The 14,766-nt window shown below is 72.8% G+C and carries 21 protein-coding genes; 10 read left to right on the top strand and 11 right to left on the bottom strand.

The features are described 5' to 3' along the window. Positions 1-36 precede the first annotated feature (36 nt). The gene (locus ABD091_RS16020; RefSeq protein WP_343920247.1) at positions 37-1,218 is read left to right on the top strand and encodes an endonuclease/exonuclease/phosphatase family protein; all 1,182 of its coding nucleotides are present in this window, start codon (positions 37-39) and stop codon (positions 1,216-1,218) included. A 13-nt stretch (positions 1,219-1,231) separates the two neighbouring features. On the opposite strand, the gene ABD091_RS16025 is transcribed toward ABD091_RS16020, so the two are convergent. The 3 genes from ABD091_RS16025 to ABD091_RS16035 form a co-directional block, all read right to left on the bottom strand. Further along, on the bottom strand, positions 1,232-1,915 hold the full coding sequence (locus ABD091_RS16025; protein WP_343920249.1) for a hypothetical protein: 684 nt from the start codon (positions 1,913-1,915) through the stop codon (positions 1,232-1,234). Between the two features lie 37 nt (positions 1,916-1,952). Continuing rightward, positions 1,953-3,464, bottom strand: a complete 1,512-nt coding sequence (locus ABD091_RS16030) for an MXAN_6640 family putative metalloprotease (protein ID WP_343920251.1) — start codon at positions 3,462-3,464, stop codon at positions 1,953-1,955. 79 nt (positions 3,465-3,543) lie between these two features. Beyond that, the gene (locus ABD091_RS16035; protein WP_343920253.1) at positions 3,544-3,942 is read right to left on the bottom strand and encodes an FAD synthase family protein; all 399 of its coding nucleotides are present in this window, start codon (positions 3,940-3,942) and stop codon (positions 3,544-3,546) included. A gap of 46 nt (positions 3,943-3,988) precedes the next feature. Here ABD091_RS16035 and ABD091_RS16040 point away from each other — a divergent pair, with 46 nt between their 5' ends. Next, positions 3,989-5,281: a DUF445 domain-containing protein gene (locus ABD091_RS16040; protein ID WP_343920255.1), complete on the top strand. Its 1,293-nt coding sequence runs from the start codon at positions 3,989-3,991 to the stop codon at positions 5,279-5,281. A gap of 8 nt (positions 5,282-5,289) precedes the next feature. Beyond that, a complete protein-coding gene (locus ABD091_RS16045) occupies positions 5,290-5,523 on the top strand; it encodes an RNA-binding S4 domain-containing protein (RefSeq protein ID WP_343920958.1) in 234 nt (77 codons plus the stop codon). A gap of 18 nt (positions 5,524-5,541) precedes the next feature. Here the strand turns inward: ABD091_RS16045 and ABD091_RS16050 are convergent, their stop codons facing one another. The 3 genes from ABD091_RS16050 to ABD091_RS16060 form a co-directional block, all read right to left on the bottom strand. Next, positions 5,542-5,910 carry an FKBP-type peptidyl-prolyl cis-trans isomerase gene (locus ABD091_RS16050; protein ID WP_343920960.1) on the bottom strand — a complete coding sequence of 123 codons (369 nt, stop codon included), beginning with the start codon at positions 5,908-5,910 and terminating at the stop codon, positions 5,542-5,544. Positions 5,911-5,932: 22 nt separating this feature from the next. Further along, a complete protein-coding gene (locus tag ABD091_RS16055; RefSeq protein ID WP_343920257.1) occupies positions 5,933-6,364 on the bottom strand; it encodes a CBS domain-containing protein in 432 nt (143 codons plus the stop codon). A 150-nt stretch (positions 6,365-6,514) separates the two neighbouring features. After that, positions 6,515-7,384: an inositol monophosphatase family protein gene (locus ABD091_RS16060; protein WP_343920259.1), complete on the bottom strand. Its 870-nt coding sequence runs from the start codon at positions 7,382-7,384 to the stop codon at positions 6,515-6,517. 43 nt (positions 7,385-7,427) lie between these two features. Here ABD091_RS16060 and ABD091_RS16065 point away from each other — a divergent pair, with 43 nt between their 5' ends. Both ABD091_RS16065 and ABD091_RS16070 read left to right on the top strand, forming a co-directional pair. Beyond that, positions 7,428-7,868: a DUF2231 domain-containing protein gene (locus ABD091_RS16065; protein WP_343920261.1), complete on the top strand. Its 441-nt coding sequence runs from the start codon at positions 7,428-7,430 to the stop codon at positions 7,866-7,868. A gap of 64 nt (positions 7,869-7,932) precedes the next feature. Beyond that, positions 7,933-8,385 (top strand): hypothetical protein, encoded by a 453-nt coding sequence (locus ABD091_RS16070; protein WP_343920263.1) that lies wholly within the window; start codon positions 7,933-7,935, stop codon positions 8,383-8,385. 9 nt (positions 8,386-8,394) lie between these two features. Here the strand turns inward: ABD091_RS16070 and rsgA are convergent, their stop codons facing one another. From rsgA to ABD091_RS16085, 3 genes are read right to left on the bottom strand one after another with little or no spacing between them, the layout of a single operon-like run. After that, positions 8,395-9,384, bottom strand: coding sequence for a ribosome small subunit-dependent GTPase A (gene rsgA / locus ABD091_RS16075; RefSeq protein WP_343920265.1), 990 nt, complete (start codon positions 9,382-9,384; stop codon positions 8,395-8,397). Between the two features lie 10 nt (positions 9,385-9,394). After that, complete coding sequence (aroA, locus tag ABD091_RS16080; protein WP_343920267.1) at positions 9,395-10,672, bottom strand: 3-phosphoshikimate 1-carboxyvinyltransferase; 1,278 nt, start codon at positions 10,670-10,672, stop codon at positions 9,395-9,397. A gap of 45 nt (positions 10,673-10,717) precedes the next feature. Beyond that, entirely contained in the window at positions 10,718-11,248 is a 531-nt protein-coding gene (locus ABD091_RS16085; protein WP_343920269.1) for a DoxX family protein, read from the bottom strand. Positions 11,249-11,310: 62 nt separating this feature from the next. Between ABD091_RS16085 and ABD091_RS16090 the strand changes: the two genes are divergently transcribed. The 5 genes from ABD091_RS16090 (at position 11,311) to ABD091_RS20250 (ending at position 13,829) form a co-directional block, all read left to right on the top strand. Beyond that, a complete protein-coding gene (locus tag ABD091_RS16090) occupies positions 11,311-12,066 on the top strand; it encodes an SOS response-associated peptidase (RefSeq protein WP_343920271.1) in 756 nt (251 codons plus the stop codon). Beyond that, a complete protein-coding gene (locus ABD091_RS16095; RefSeq protein ID WP_343920273.1) occupies positions 12,063-12,710 on the top strand; it encodes an alpha/beta hydrolase family protein in 648 nt (215 codons plus the stop codon). Before ABD091_RS16090 ends, ABD091_RS16095 begins: the two co-directional genes overlap by 4 nt. A gap of 64 nt (positions 12,711-12,774) precedes the next feature. Further along, positions 12,775-13,425, top strand: a complete 651-nt coding sequence (locus ABD091_RS16100; RefSeq protein WP_343920275.1) for a sigma-70 family RNA polymerase sigma factor — start codon at positions 12,775-12,777, stop codon at positions 13,423-13,425. Continuing rightward, a complete protein-coding gene (gene rsrA / locus ABD091_RS16105; protein ID WP_343920277.1) occupies positions 13,422-13,688 on the top strand; it encodes a mycothiol system anti-sigma-R factor in 267 nt (88 codons plus the stop codon). Before ABD091_RS16100 ends, rsrA begins: the two co-directional genes overlap by 4 nt. Before the next feature lie 66 nt (positions 13,689-13,754). Further along, the gene (locus ABD091_RS20250) at positions 13,755-13,829 is read left to right on the top strand and encodes a 50S ribosomal protein bL37 (RefSeq protein ID WP_369797015.1); all 75 of its coding nucleotides are present in this window, start codon (positions 13,755-13,757) and stop codon (positions 13,827-13,829) included. Between the two features lie 67 nt (positions 13,830-13,896). Here ABD091_RS20250 and ABD091_RS16110 read toward each other — a convergent pair whose 3' ends face one another. Together ABD091_RS16110 and ABD091_RS16115 are read right to left on the bottom strand one after the other, a co-directional pair. Further along, positions 13,897-14,274 (bottom strand): thioesterase family protein, encoded by a 378-nt coding sequence (locus ABD091_RS16110; protein WP_343920279.1) that lies wholly within the window; start codon positions 14,272-14,274, stop codon positions 13,897-13,899. Beyond that, positions 14,271-14,756: a GNAT family N-acetyltransferase gene (locus ABD091_RS16115; RefSeq protein ID WP_343920281.1), complete on the bottom strand. Its 486-nt coding sequence runs from the start codon at positions 14,754-14,756 to the stop codon at positions 14,271-14,273. The genes ABD091_RS16110 and ABD091_RS16115 overlap by 4 nt, the downstream gene beginning before the upstream one ends. Positions 14,757-14,766: the final 10 nt, after the last annotated feature.

Raw genomic sequence — 14,766 nt, forward strand, 5'->3', positions numbered from 1 at the left:
ACCCCGCGTTCACCTCGCACGCCTAGGGTCGGCGCCATGTCTCGGACCCGTACGGCGCTGGCCGCCGCCTGCCTCCTGCCCACCCTGCTGCTCGTGCCCGGTGCGCCCGGCGCCGCGGCAGGCCCCCCGGACCGGGAGCTGCGGTTCGCGACCTACAACGCCTCGCTCAACCGGTCCGGCGAGGGCGACCTCGTGCGTGACCTGTCGACGCCGGACGACGCGCAGGCACAGCAGGTCGCGGAGACGATCCAGCGCACCGACCCCGACGTCGTCCTCGTCAACGAGTTCGACTTCGACGAGGGCGGCGAGGCCGTCGACCTGTTCCGGGAGAACTACCTCGAGGTCCCGCAGCGCGGAGCCGACCCGGCCGACTACCCCTACGACTACAGCGCGCCGGTCAACACCGGGGTCCCGAGCGGCCTCGACCTCGACAGCTCCGGCACCGTCGGCGGCCCGGGTGACACCTGGGGCTTCGGCTCCTTCCCCGGTCAGTACGGGATGGTCGTCTACTCCAAGTACCCCATCGACGCCGACCGGGTCCGCACCTTCCAGCTCTTCCGGTGGCAGGACATGCCCGGCAACCTGATGCCGACCGACTACTACTCGCCCGAGGAGCAGTCCCAGCTGCGGCTCTCGAGCAAGGCCCACTGGGACGTGCCGGTGCGCGTCGGCGGTCGCACGGTCCACGTCCTGGTCAGCCACCCGACGCCGCCGGTCTTCGACGGCCCCGAGGACCGGAACGGCACCCGCAACTTCGACGAGATCCGGTTCTGGGACGACTACGTCTCCGGTGGCCGGGCGGGCTCCTACATCTACGACGACGAGGGCCGCCGCGGCGGCCTGCGGGGCGGTGCGTTCGTGGTCATGGGCGACCAGAACTCCGACCCGCTCGACGGCGACTCGATCCCCGGGGCCGCCCAGCAGCTGCTGGAGAACCCCCGGGTCCGGTCGACACCGGTTCCCGAGAGCGAGGGGGCGGTCGTGGCGTCCGCGTCACAGCCGGGCAACGAGGCGCACCGGTCGCCGGCGGTCCAGGACACCGCCGACTTCTCCGAGCCGCCGGGCAACCTGCGTGCCGACTACGTCCTGCCGAGCAGGTCGCTCCCGATCGTCGACTCGGCCGTCTTCTGGCCGGCGCCGGGCCAGCCCTACGCCGACCTGGTGACTGCGAGCGACCACCGTCTGGTCTGGGTCGATGTCCTGGTCGGTCGCCACTGACCGTCGGGTCCGTTCACCCGTCGCCCGGGACCAGCGCCACCTCGCTGCCCTCGACGACGAGTGACCCGACGGCCGGGTCGGTGCCCACTACGTAGTGGGGCCCGTCGACGTCAGGGGGCACGCCGACGAGGCCGGCGCCCTCGAGGATCCGGACGCTCTCGCCGTCGCTGGCGCCGTAGGAGATGGCGGGTACGGTGACCCACCCCTGCGGCACGGCCGTGGCCGAAGCGAGCAACGCCTCGAGCTCCCGCTGGGCGTGGGGACCGCGGTAGGTCACGCGGAAGCCCCGGTCGTCCTCGCCGATCCGAGCCGAGCACGGACCCGAGGTCGAGGCACGGCACCGGACGCCGCGCCCCGGGAACCAGCCGAGGGAACCCGGCGGGGAGAGCGTGATCGCCGGGTTGCCGGAACGGGCCAGGGCACAGCGCACGGCGGCCGCGTCGCCGGTCTGGATCGCCACCTCACGGTCGTCCGGGGACGCGCAGGTCCCGGCCACCGTCTCCCACCCCTGGGGCACGGCCACCACCAGGCCGTCGATCCCGGTCCAGCGGGTGCCGCCGGGTGCGTGCGGTCCCGTGGCCGCAGCGGGGACGGCAGCGGCACCCGGCCCGCCGCCGGACGTCGGGGACCCGCCGCCGCAGCCGGTGAGCAGGAGGGTGACCGCCGCGAGCGCCGCGGCCCGGACGGGTGTCGTCATGGTCGTCGGACGTGCCGACCCCGGGACCGGTTCCCGGTCAGCGGCGCGAGACGACCTTGAACCGGAGCGCGAAGAGCTTGCGCTCGTCACGCGGCTTGCCCCGGCAGGAGTAGCGGGTGCCGTGGCTGCCGCACTCGAACCGGGTCGAGGCGTTGACGGCCACGGCGAAGAGCCGCTCGGTGCGGAGGGTGTTGAACGGCACCGTCGCGGAACCCTCGCCCGCCTTGTCGAGGGCGACCTCGGTGGTGACGACGTCGCCGCCGGGCGTCAGCCGCACCAGCACCATCCGCGGCGAGGTCTTCCGCGCCGGCCCGTCCACGCTCACCTTGAGGCGGAAGCGGGAACGGTCGAGCTCGGCCTCGGGTGTCAGCCGGAAGTGGTGGGCCGCGAGGTGGGAGATCCGCACCCGGCCAGACGCGACGTCGCCCCGGCCGAGCCTCCCGCCACCGGCCCAGTCGGGCGTGGGCCACGACGAGCCCTCGGGGTAGGAGCGCCCGGGGGTGGCGTTCGCGGCGGCGTAGCGCGCGTAGAGGTCGGGCAGCGACACCCGGTCCGGGAGCGCGCGACGGACCGCCTGCAACGAGTACTTCCCGCCGTCGCCACGGAGCTCGCCGGCGCCCTTCCAGATCCGCTTCACGACCCCGTTGCCGAAGCGCATCGAGAGGTACTCGAAGAAGGTCCAGTTGCCGTACTGGAAGCTGCGGTCGCGGTCGAAGGTGTCGAGCGGGACGTGGGTGAGCCGCACCTGCCCCTCGCGGAGGTACTGGCGGTTGTCGTTGACGTCGTCGGCGAACCGCTCCTCGATCCACGTCGCCGTCGCCTCCATGAGCCACGGGTCCTCGCGGTAGTCGTAGCCGAACTGGATGGCGTGGAAGAACTCGTGGGCCGCCGTCACGCGGAGCGTGTCGACCGGCTTGCCGCCGTACTGGCTCCTGGCGAAGTCGTTGTCGAGGACGCAGTAGGCGTTGGCCAGCCGGGGGTGGTCGCGGACGCGGTACTCCGGGGCGCAATAGCCGTAGAGCCCCTGGGAACCCAGCTCCTTGAGGTAGACGTCGAACTTGCCGCCGCGACCGCCGAGCCGTCCGTCCTTCACCGGGCGCCGGTAGCCCAGCCGGCCGACCTCGGCCCGCCACACCTTCTTCAGCACTCGCAGCGTGGTGCTCGCGAACCTCCCGCTCGCCTTGTCGGCCGTGCGCTTGACCCGGTGGACGCAGATCGTGTCCGAGCACTTCCTGGTCGAGCGGGCCTTGTAGCCGTCGCCATAGGGGTCCTGGTTGCCGTCGGTGGGGCGGGCGAGGATCCGCTCGGCGTGGGCGCGGTCGTCCCCGCGGAGGGCGGGGAGCGAGACGAACAGGTCGCGCAGCGCCAGCGTCGCCTCGGGCCGGTGGTCACCGGGCACCCGTCCGTCGAGGGCGGCCTCGGCCCGGTCGAGCACGAGGGACGGCTGGGTCGGGACGGGGGCTGGGACAGGGCGGTCGACGGCCGCGTGCGCCGGTGCCGCGGTGGCGGCGAGGGCGAACATCAGGGCGGCGACGAGGGTGCGGCGCATGGGGGAAGTCCTTGGGTCCGAGAACCGGGTCGCTGAGCGGCTCGACCCTAACCCGGCCGCAGACCCCGACGCGGGACGCTCAGCCGGTGGCGGAGATCTTCTCGATCAGCGCCGTCGTCGAGATCGCGGGGGTGCGCGGCAGGTAGACGACCTCGCACACGTCGCCGAACTCGTCGAACCGGCCGGCCCAGTCGTCGCCCATGACGAGCACGTCGGCGGCGTACTGCTCGATGTAGTGGCGCTTGAGCTCGAGGCTCTCCTCGACGAAGACCTCGTCGACCGGCTTGAGCGCCGAGACGATCTCGATCCGCTCGCTCTGGCTGAAGACGGGCTCGCGGCCCTTCTTGCTGAGGTTGAGGGCGTCGGAGGAGACGCCGACGACGAGCCGGTCGCCCTGGGCCGCGGCGCGCTCGATGACCCGGAGGTGCCCGACGTGGAAGACGTCGAAGGTCCCGAAGGTGATCACGGTGCGCGGCATCGCGCCATCATGTCAGCCGCCCACGGGTGGGGGAGAATCGCCCGTGATGACCACCACGACGAGCTCTCCCAGCACCTCCGGCGCAGCGCCCGGCCCGGTCGTGCCCGACTCCGCCGCCGATGCCGTACGCCGCCGCGGGCTGCGCCGGATGCGCGGCCTGGCCGTCGGTCTGCTCCTGTTCGCCGCCCTCGTCTACCTCCTCACGCTGGACCGCGACGGGTTCTGGGGGTTCGTCAACGCGGGTGCGGAGGCCTCCATGGTGGGCGCCATCGCCGACTGGTTCGCGGTGACCGCGCTCTTCCGTCACCCGCTGCGGCTGCCGGTGCCGCACACGGCGCTGATCCCGAAGCGGAAGGACCAGCTCGCCCGCGGCCTCGAGGAGTTCTTCGGCGAGAACTTCCTCCAGGAGGCCGTCGTGCGCGAGCGGGTCGCCGCGGCGGAGATCTCGCGGCGCGTGGGCGAGTGGGCCTCGCGGCCGGAGAACGCGACGCGGGTGGTCGACGAGGTCTCGGAGGTGGCTGCCCTGGCGATCTCCCGCATCGACGACGACCGGGTGGCCGAGCTGGTCGAGCTGGCGCTGGTGCCGCGCTTCCGTGAGGAGCCGATCGCCCCGGTGCTCGGCAGCCTGCTGACCGAGGTCGTCCGCGACGACCTCCACCACGGTGTGGTCGACCTCGGGCTGGAGGAGCTCCACCGCTGGCTGGTCGAGCACCCCGACACGGTGCGCGACGTCCTGAGCGAGCGGGCGCCGTGGTGGGCGCCCACCCGGCTCAACGACGCGGTGACGACGCGGCTCCACACCGAGGTCGTGCGGTGGGTCGACGACATCCGCCGCGACCCCCACCACCACGCCCGCGAGGCCCTCGACTCGATGCTGGGCCAGCTCGCGCTGGACCTGCTCTTCGACGAGGAGACCCGGGAGCGCGCCGAGGGTCTGAAGAACCGGCTCCTGGACCACCCCCAGTTCACGTCGACGGGGCTGTCGCTGTGGAACGCGCTGCGGCGTACGTTGCTGTCCGCGCTGCGCGACCCCGACGGGGAGCTGCGGCGCAGGCTCCGGCTCGAGCTGGTCGGCTTCGCCGAACGGCTCACCGACGACGAGGAGCTGCGGCGCCGGCTCGACGGCGTCGCCGCCGACGCGGCCGTGTTCGTCGTGGAGCGCTACGGCGCCGAGCTGACGACCGTCATCACGACGACCATCGAGCGGTGGGACGGGAAGGAGGCGGCCGACCGGATCGAGCTCCACGTCGGCCGCGACCTGCAGTTCATCCGGATCAACGGCACGGTGGTGGGCGGGCTGGTCGGCGTGGTGATCCACGCCGCTACCGTTCTCCTGTGAGCGAGCCGATGGACGTGCCGATCCGAGACGAGTCGATCCGGCTCGGCCAGTTCCTCAAGCTGGCCAACCTGGTGGAGTCGGGCGCGGAGGCCAAGCCCGCCGTCCAGGAGGGGCTGGTGCGCGTCAACGGCGAGGTCGAGACCCGCCGCGGGCGCCAGCTGGTGCTCGGCGACGTCGTCGAGCTGGGCGGGCTGGCCGCCCGGGTGTCCGACGAGTCGGTCCCGGACGACCTGCCCTGGTGAGATCGGTGGTCGACCGGGTCAGCTGACGCCGAGCAGGTCGACGACGAAGATCAGCGTCTCGCCGGGCTTGATGACGCCGCCCGCGCCGCGGTCGCCGTAGCCGAGGTGCGGCGGGATGACGAGCTGACGGCGACCGCCGACCTTCATCCCCTGCACGCCCTGGTCCCAGCCGGAGATGACCTGGCCGACGCCGAGGCGGAACTGCAGCGGGGCCCCGCGGTTGTAGGAGGCGTCGAACTCCTCACCGGTGGAGTGGGCGACGCCGACGTAGTGGACCGACACCGTCGAGCCGGCGGTGGCCTCGGGGCCATCGCCCTCGGCGAGCTCGGTGACGACGAGGTCGGCCGGCGGCTCAGGGTCGAAGAACTCGATCTCGGGCTTCTCCATGTTGCTCATGGAGAGCCATTGTTCACGACTGGTGCACGTAGCTGTCGAGCTGGTCGCGCTCGAACTGCAGCTGGTCGATGCGGTGCTTGACGACGTCGCCGATCGAGACGATGCCGACGAGGCGGCCGTCGTCGACGACCGGGACGTGCCGGATGCGCCGGTCGGTCATCATCTTCATCAGGTCGTCGAGCAGGGTGTCGGACCCGCAGGTCTCCACCTCGGACGTCATGATCGCGCCGACGGTGTTGTTGACGACCGTCCCGTCGTGGTGGAGGTGACGCACGACGTCGCGCTCGCTCACGATGCCGTCGACGGTCGACCCGTCACTGCTCACGATGAGGGCGCCGACGTTGTGCTCGGCCAAAGTTGCGACCAGGTCACGCACGCCCGCGTCGGGGGAGATGGTGACCACGTCCTTGCTGGGCTTCGCGCCGAGTACGTCGCCGATCTTCATGCAGCAACGCTAGCGGGGTGGCAGGCCCCTGAACAGGGGCCACACGCCCGTACGAGACCGGGGACTTCCCGAGCGAGTCGTGCGGTTCCGGGGGAATCCAGTCACGCGAAATGACTGGTTCCCCGGATATCCGGGGAATTCGCCAGGTCCTCAGTCCTCGCGCGGGCGCCGGTCGCGCAGCTCGGAGACCGAGCCGGGGCCGCGGGGGCGCGAGTCGGGGTCGGAGTCGTCGTCGGGGAGCGAGCCGAGGAAGGCCAGGGCAGCGTCGTGGAGGTGGCCGTTGGAGGCCAGCGCGTTGCCGCCGAAGGGTCCGTCGGTGCCGTCGAGGGAGGAGAACCGGCCGCCTGCCTCGCGCACGACGATCTCGGGCGCGCACATGTCGTGGAGCGCGAGCTCCGGCTCGGCGGCGAGGTCGACGGCGCCTTCCGCGAGCAGCATGTAGGACCAGAAGTCGCCGTAGGCGCGGGTGCGCCAGCAGCGGCGGGAGAGGGACAGGAAGTCGTCGAGCCGGTCGCGCTCGTCCCAGCCGTGGAGCGAGGAGTAGGACAGCGAGGCGTCCTCGAGGCGGCGTACGTCGGACACCTGGCAGCGGGTGGCCTTGAGCAGCGAGCGGCCGGTCCACGAGCCGTGGCCGACCGAGGCCCACCACCGTCGCTGGAGCATCGGTGCGGACACGACGCCGAGCACCACCTCGTCGTCGACGACGAGGGAGATGAGCGTGGCCCAGACGGGGACACCGCGCACGAAGTTCTTGGTGCCGTCGATCGGGTCGATGACCCACCGCCGCTGGCTGTGCCCGGTGGAGCCCTGCTCCTCACCGGTCACCGCGTCCCGGGAGCGCACCCGCGACAACGTGCGCCGCAGGCTCTCCTCGACGGCCTCGTCGGCGTCCGTGACGGGAGTCAGGTCGGGCTTGCTCATCACGTGCAGGTCGAGCGCCTTGAAGCGGGCGGTCGTGAGGGAATCGGCGTCGTCGGCCAGCACATGGGCGAGGCGAAGGTCGTCGGTGTAGTCGGCCACGTGTCTCACACTATTCTCATCGGCTCCGCCTACCCTCCTGCCCATGGAGATCTCCGGCCTCCCGCTGCACCCCCTCGTGGTCCACGCAGCGGTCGTCCTCGGCCCCCTCGCGGCTCTCACGGCGCTCGTCTACGCGGCCGTCGGTCGGTGGCGCGACCGGCTCCGCATCCCGATGGTCGTGGTCGCCCTCGCGGCGACGGCGAGCGTCGCCGCGGCCTTCCTCAGCGGCGACAACTTCCTCGAGACCAACCCCCAGCTCGCCGCCAAGCCCTACGTCGAGCTCCACGAGGAGCGGGCCGACCTGCTGCTCTGGCTGACGCTGGGCTTCGGGGCGGTCGCACTGGCGGCCGGGTGGCTCCACGACCGCTCGGGCGCCGTACGCACGGTGCTGCGCGGGCTGCTGGCCGTCGCGGCGCTCGCGGTGCTGGTGATGGTGGTGCTCGTGGGCGACGCCGGAGCGCGCGCGGTGTGGACCGCGTCCTGACCGGGAGGCCACGACTCGCCCATTCTCCCGCGCGGGGGGCCCCGGTGGCCCTACCTTTCTGACCATGGAGATCCTCGGCCTCCCGCCGCACACCGTGCTGGCGCTGGCTGCCGCCATCACCGGCCCGGTCGCGTGCGCGCTGAGCCTGTGGTTCGCGATCCGTGTCGAGCACCGCGACACCTGGCGCTACCCGATGCTGATCTCGGCGACGCTGGCCACCGCCGCGATCCTCGGCGCCTTCGTCACGGGGCAGCGGTTGATCGAGGCCGACCCCGACCTCGCGGTCGACCCGATGGTCGCCGCCCACCAGGACTATGCCGCCCGGCTCGTCCTGCCGACCGTCGGATGGTGGGTCGTCGCCGCGCTCTCCGGCTGGCTCAACCCGAAGACGGGTGCCCTCAAGCTCGCTCTCCCGCTGCTGCTGACGGGCTTCTCCGCGGTCGTGCTGGTGCTGGTCATCCTCTCCGGTGACGCTGACGCCCGGTCGCTCTGGACCTCGGTCACCAACCGGTTCTGAGGCCGCGACTCACCAGTCGGACCCGCTGCGCGCGACGAGGAGCCGGCGGAACGACTCGACCCGCTCGGGGTCGGCGTCGCCCTCGCTGACGGCGACGTCGAGGCCGCACTCGGGCTCGTCCTCGCCGTGGGTGCAGCCGCGGGGGCAGTCCTCGGTCATCTCGTCGAGGTCGGGGAAGAACCCGATCAGCCGCTCCGGCTCGACGTGCGCGAGCCCGAAGGACCGGATGCCCGGCGTGTCGACGATCCAGCCGGCGCCCTCGGGGAGCGCGAGCAGCAGCGCCGACGTCGAGGTGTGGCGCCCTCGCCCGGTCACTGCGTTGACGTGCCCGATCTCCCGGTGGGCGTCGGGCACCAGCGCGTTGACGAGGGTGGACTTGCCGACGCCGCTGTGCCCCAGCAGCACCGACGTCCGGCCCGCCAGCGCCTCGCGGAGCCCGGTCAGGTCGCCGCCACGCCGGGTCACCACCCAGGGGACCCCGAGGGAGCGGTAGGTGCCGAGCAGCGTCTCCGGGTCGGCGAGGTCGGCCTTGGTGAGGCACAGCAGCGGCCGCATCCCCGCGTCGTACGCCGCCACGAGGGCGCGGTCGATGAGCCGGGGCCGTGGCTCGGGGTCGGCCAGCGCGGTCACCACCACGAGCTGGTCGGCGTTGGCGACGATCACCCGCTCCACGGGGTCGTCGTCGTCGGCCGTGCGGCGCAGCACGGTGGTGCGCTCGGTGACCTCGACGATCCGGGCGAGGCTGCCCTCGTCGCCCGAGGTGTCGCCGACGACCCGGACCCGGTCGCCGACGACGACGCCCTTGCGACCCAGCGGCCGCGCCTTCATCGCCATCACGGTGCGGCCGTCGACGAGCAGCGTGAACCGGCCGCGGTCGACGGTGACGACCCGGCCGTCGACGGCGTCGTCGTAGGTCGGGCGCTCCTTGGTGCGGGGGCGGGTGCGGCGGCGGGGACGCTCGTAGTGCTCGTGGTCGTGCTCGCTGTAGCGCCCGCTCACCCGATCCGCCTCAGACCAGCCCGGACCAGAAGCCCGCGAAGTCGGGGAAGGTCTTCGAGGTCGTCGCGACGTCCTCGACCAGCACGCCGTCGACCGCCGCGCCGACGATGACCCCGGCGTGGGCCATCCGGTGGTCGGCGTAGGTGCGGAACAGGCCGCCCCGCAGGGGCGAGGGACCGAACGAGAGCCCGTCGGCACGCTCGGTCACGTCGGCGCCGAGCCCCCCGAGCTCGTGGGCGAGCGCGGCGAGCCGGTCGGTCTCGTGGCCGCGGATGTGGCCGATGCCGCGCAGGTGGGAGGGACCTTCTGCCAGGGCGCAGAGCGCGGCGACGGCGGGCGTCAGCTCGCCGACGTCGTGGAGGTCGAGGTCGACCCCCTGCAGCCGCTCGGGTCCGCTGACCCGCAGGCCCTCGTCGGTGAAGCCGACCTCGCAGCCCATCGAGGCCAGGATCTCGCGCAGCCGGTCGCCCGCCTGGGTCGTCGACCGCGGCCAGTCGCGGACGGTCACCGTCCCGCGGCTGACCGCCGCCAGGGCGAGGAAGGGCGCGGCGTTGGAGAGGTCGGGCTCGATCGTGCGGTCGAGCGCGCGGATCGGTCCCGGCTCCACGCGCCACCGATCGGCGTCGGAGTCGTCGACGACCACCCCCTGCTCGCGCAGCATCGCGACGGTCATCTCGATGTGGGGGAGCGACGGGACGGGCTTGCCGTCGTGGAGGACGTCGACGCCCTCGTCGAAGCGGGCACCGGCGAGCAGCAGTGCGGAGATGAACTGCGAGGACGCCGAGGCGTCGACGGTGACCGTGCCGCCGCGGACCCGGCCGGCTCCGTGGACGGTGAAGGGGAGCCCGGAGCCCTCGACGTCGACGCCGAGGGCGCGCAGCGCGCCGAGCACCTCGCCGACGGGACGCAGCCGCATGTGGGGGTCGCCGTCGAAGTCGACCGTGCCACGCGCGAGCCCGGCGACGGGGGGCAGGAACCTCATCACCGTGCCGGCGAGACCGCAGTCGACGCGGGCCGGGCCCGCCAGCGGGACGGGGGTCACCGTCCAGTCGTCGCCGTCGGTCGCGAGGCCGCACCCGAGGGCGCGCAGGCCCGCCACCATCAGGCTCGTGTCGCGCGAGCGCAACGGGCGGCGTACGACGCTGGGCGCGTCGGACAGCGCCGCGAGGACCAGGGCGCGGTTGGTCTGTGACTTGCTGCCCGGCAGCGAGACGACGGCCGAGACCGGTGCCGTCGCGCGCGGAGCGGGCCAGGGGTCGGCCACGGGTGCAGGGGCGCTCGTCGTCACCCCCGCAGCGTATCGAGCGTCGTCAGCCCCCGGACGAGCGATCCGTCAGTGGATCTGGGCCGCGGCGAGCTTGGCCTCGCGGCGGGCGCTCGCGGCGAGGTGCCGGGCCTCGCGACGGGCGTCCTTGGCGGCACGCCGGGCGCGCCAGGCGACGCCGGGCTTCCCCTCGGTGTCGACGGCGGCGATCATCAGGCCGCCGAGCATCGAGACGTTCTTGAAGAAGTGGATCTTCTGGTTGGCACGCTGGCCCGGGTCCTCCTCCTCCCAGAACCGGTGGCCGGCCGCGGTCGTCGGCACCAGCGAGGCGGCGAGGACCGTGGAGGCCAGCCGCGGCGCCTTGCCCGTCGCCAGCAGCAGGCCGGCTCCGATCTGGGCCGCGCCGTTGATCCGCACCAGGGTCGCGGGGTCGCTCGGGATCGGCAGCTGGGGCGCGGCCTTCTCGGCGAGCGGCACCACCCGGTCGGTGACGACGGCGGCGGCGTCGGCCTTCTCCTTGGCGTTGCGCAGGGAGTTGAGACCCCCCACGACGAACATCGAGGCGAGCATCGGCCGGGCGATCAGGCGCGTGACGGTCATGCCACTTGTCTACACGATGCGTCGCACGTCCCGGGTCACCCGTTCGCCGTAGGCTGCCCGTCATGTGCGGTCGCTATGCGTCGAGCAGGAAGCCGGAGGACCTCGTCGAGGAGTTCGAGGTCGTCGACAACCGGCTGGCCGCGCCCCTGGCGCCCGACTACAACGTGGCGCCGACCAAGGAGGTCTACGCCGTTGTCCAGCGACCGCCCTCCTCGGAGTCCGACGAGCCGGCCCAGCGGCAGCTGCGGGCGCTGCGCTGGGGCCTGGTGCCGTCGTGGGCGAAGGACCCGGCGATCGGCAACCGGATGATCAACGCCCGGATGGAGACGGTGGCCGACAAGCCGGCCTTCAAGCGGCCCTTCGCCAAGCGCCGCTGCCTGCTGCCGGCCGACGGCTACTTCGAGTGGTATCCCACCCAGGTGACGGGCAAGAACGGCAAGCCGCTGAAGCAGCCCTTCTTCATCCGGCCCGCCGACGGTGGGGTGCTGGCGATGGCCGGGCTCTACGAGATCTGGCGCGACCCGACGAGGTCGGAGGACGATCCCGCCCGATTCCTGTGGACGTGCACCGTGCTGACGACCCAGGCCGAGGACGCGGTGGGCCACATCCACGACCGGATGCCGCTCATGGTCGAGCGCGACCGCCGCGCGGCCTGGCTCGACCCGACGACCTCCGACCGTGACCAGCTGCTCGAGCTCCTGGTGCCCGCCGCCCCCGGCCAGCTCGAGGCCTACCCCGTCGCGACCCTGGTCAACAACGTCCGCAACAACGGTCCCGAGCTGCTCGAGCCGCTCCCGGTCGAGGAGTCGCTGGTGTGAGCGCGCCGGTCGCCGTCGCGACGCCCCACGGCGAGGGGCACTCGACGACCTTTCGGGCGCGCTCGCCGATCGCCACGCTGCTGCTCAGCCACGGTGCCGGCGCCGGCACCGGCACCCACGACCTGCAGGCCCTGGCGCGGGCGCTGCCGCGCCAGGGCGTGACGGTGGTGCTCTTCGACCAGCCGTGGGTCGTCGCCGGCCGCAAGGTCGCCACGCCGCCGGCCACCCTCGACGACGGCCTCCGGGCCGCCGCGGCCCGGTTGCGGCCGAGCGGACCTCTCGTCGTCGGCGGCCGCTCCGCCGGCGCCCGGTCGGCAGCGCGGTGTGCCGCCGGGCTCGGGGCGGCGGGCTGCCTCGCGCTCTCGTTCCCGCTCCACCCGCCGGGCCGCCCCGAGAAGAGCCGGGTCGACGAGCTCGCCGGAGCCGGCGTACGAACGCTCGTGGTGCAGGGCGAGCGCGACACCTTCGGGCGGCCCGAGGAGTTCCCCGACGACACCGAGATGTGCGTCGTCCCCGCCGCCGACCACGGCCTGAAGGTCCCGAAGCGAGGCCCGGTCACCGAGGACGAGGCGATGGCGATCGTGGTCGAGGCCACCCTGGAGTGGCTGGTCCGCGAGGTGGTCGGGGAATCATCTCGTCCGTAGGGGTGTTCCCTCTTGCGTGCTGGCACTGATGGAGAGTCCCGCGGCCGACCTAGACTGGGGGGCGATGACTGATCACCTCACCGGTGACGTCGACCCCGAGACGGTCGACGTCGAGACCGAGACCGACGAGCAGCGGGCCGCCCGCTTCGAGCGCGACGCGCTGCCCTTCCTCGACCAGCTCTACGCCGCGGCGATGCGGATGACCCGCAATCCCGCCGACGCCGAGGACCTGGTGCAGGAGACGTTCGCGAAGGCCTACTCCTCCTTCCACCAGTTCAGGCCCGGCACCAACCTCAAGGCGTGGCTCTACCGGATCCTCACCAACACGTTCATCAACAACTACCGCAAGAAGCAGCGGCAGCCTCAGCAGTCGATGACCGAGGACGTGGAGGACTGGCAGCTCGCTCGCGCCGAGAGCCACAGCTCGAGCGGGCTGAAGTCCGCCGAGACCGAGGCGCTCGAGCGCCTGCCCGACTCCCAGGTCAAGGACGCGCTCCAACGCCTGCCCGAGGAGTTCCGCCTCGCCGTCTACCTCGCCGACGTCGAGGGCTTCGCCTACAAGGAGATCGCCGAGATCATGGACACCCCGATCGGGACCGTGATGTCGCGACTGCACCGAGGACGCCGACAGCTCCGCGACATGCTGTCGGACTACGTCCGTACCAACGACCTGCTGCCCGCCGGCACCGTCGGCGGCGGGAAGGACGAGTCGTGAGCCACCAGCACAGCCCCGACGACTGCGCCGACTACCTCGAGCGCATCGTCTACTTCCTCGACAACGAGCTCGACGAGGCCGACTGCTCGGCCGTCCAGCTCCACCTCGACGAGTGCGCCCCCTGCCTGGAGAAGTACGACCTCCAGCGCACGGTCAAGGCCGTCGTCGCCCGCTCCTGCTCCTCCGAGGCGGCGCCCTCGGAGCTGCGGCAGCGCGTCATGGTGCAGATCCGCGAGGTCCAGGTCAGGATCACCGAGGCCTGAGCCCGATTCGCCCCCGGCGAGGCGATTTGAGACACTGACCCGAGCATTCCGATCCAGGAGGACACCATGGGCAAGACCGGCCGCAAGCGCCGCGCTCGTCGCAAGAAGGGCGCGAACCACGGCAAGCGCCCCAACGCCTGAGCGCTGACACAGCGACACGAGCCCCCGGCCAACGGCCGGGGGCTCGTCGCGTCCTGGGCCGGGCGGGTCAGCCCAGACGGGAGAGGAACCGCTCGGCGTCGACGACGACGCGGGTGACCTCGCCGCTCCCGACCAGCTTGCCGTCGGCATGGCGGGCGGAGACGGTGAAGCGGTGGAGCCGACCGTCGACGTACGCCGGTTCGGCGGACACCGTGACCTCGGCGCCGACGGGGGAGGCCGCGAGGTGCTCGAGGCTGACCCGGGTGCCGACCGACGTGCCTCCCTCGGGCAGCGACGGCTCGACCGCGGCGCAGGTCGCGGCCTCGCACCACGCCAGCAGTCGCGGCGTGCCGAGCACCGGCAGCGACCCGCTGCCCACGGCGAGCGCGGTGTCGTCGTCGGTCACGGTGAACGTCAGCCGGGCGGGATCGGGGGAGTCGGTCACGGGAGCTCCTTGGTGAAGGCGAGCAGGTGGACGTCGGGCAGCGGCGACCAGTCGCGGTCCGGGTCGCGCACGTAGCCGAGCCTGCCGTAGACCCGGTGGGCGGTCGTCATCTCCGCCAGCGAGGACAGCCGCATGCGTACGGCGCCGTGCGCGCGCGCCCGCTGCTCGCAGTGGTCCGCGAGCGCCTGGCCGGCGCCGCGGCCGCGGGCGTCGGGATGGACCGCCAGCATCCGGAACTCGCCCTCGTCGGCGCCCCCGGCGAGCTCCCGCCACGGCGACCCGGGCGGACAGTAGGTGACGCAGCCGAGCAGCCGGTCGCCCTCGGCCGCCACCCACAGCTCGGCCTCGCGTGCCCGGCGCGCGGCGTCGCGGACGTGGACGCGGTAGGGGTCCTGCGGCCCGAGCATGAACTGCTCGTAGGCCGCGACGGTGAGCTCGCCGACGGCGTCGAGCTCACCGGCCACGGCGAGGCGCAGCTCCATGCGGTGCCGC

The sequence above is a fragment of the Nocardioides aestuarii genome (assembly GCF_039527245.1).
Classification (GTDB): domain Bacteria; phylum Actinomycetota; class Actinomycetes; order Propionibacteriales; family Nocardioidaceae; genus Nocardioides; species Nocardioides aestuarii.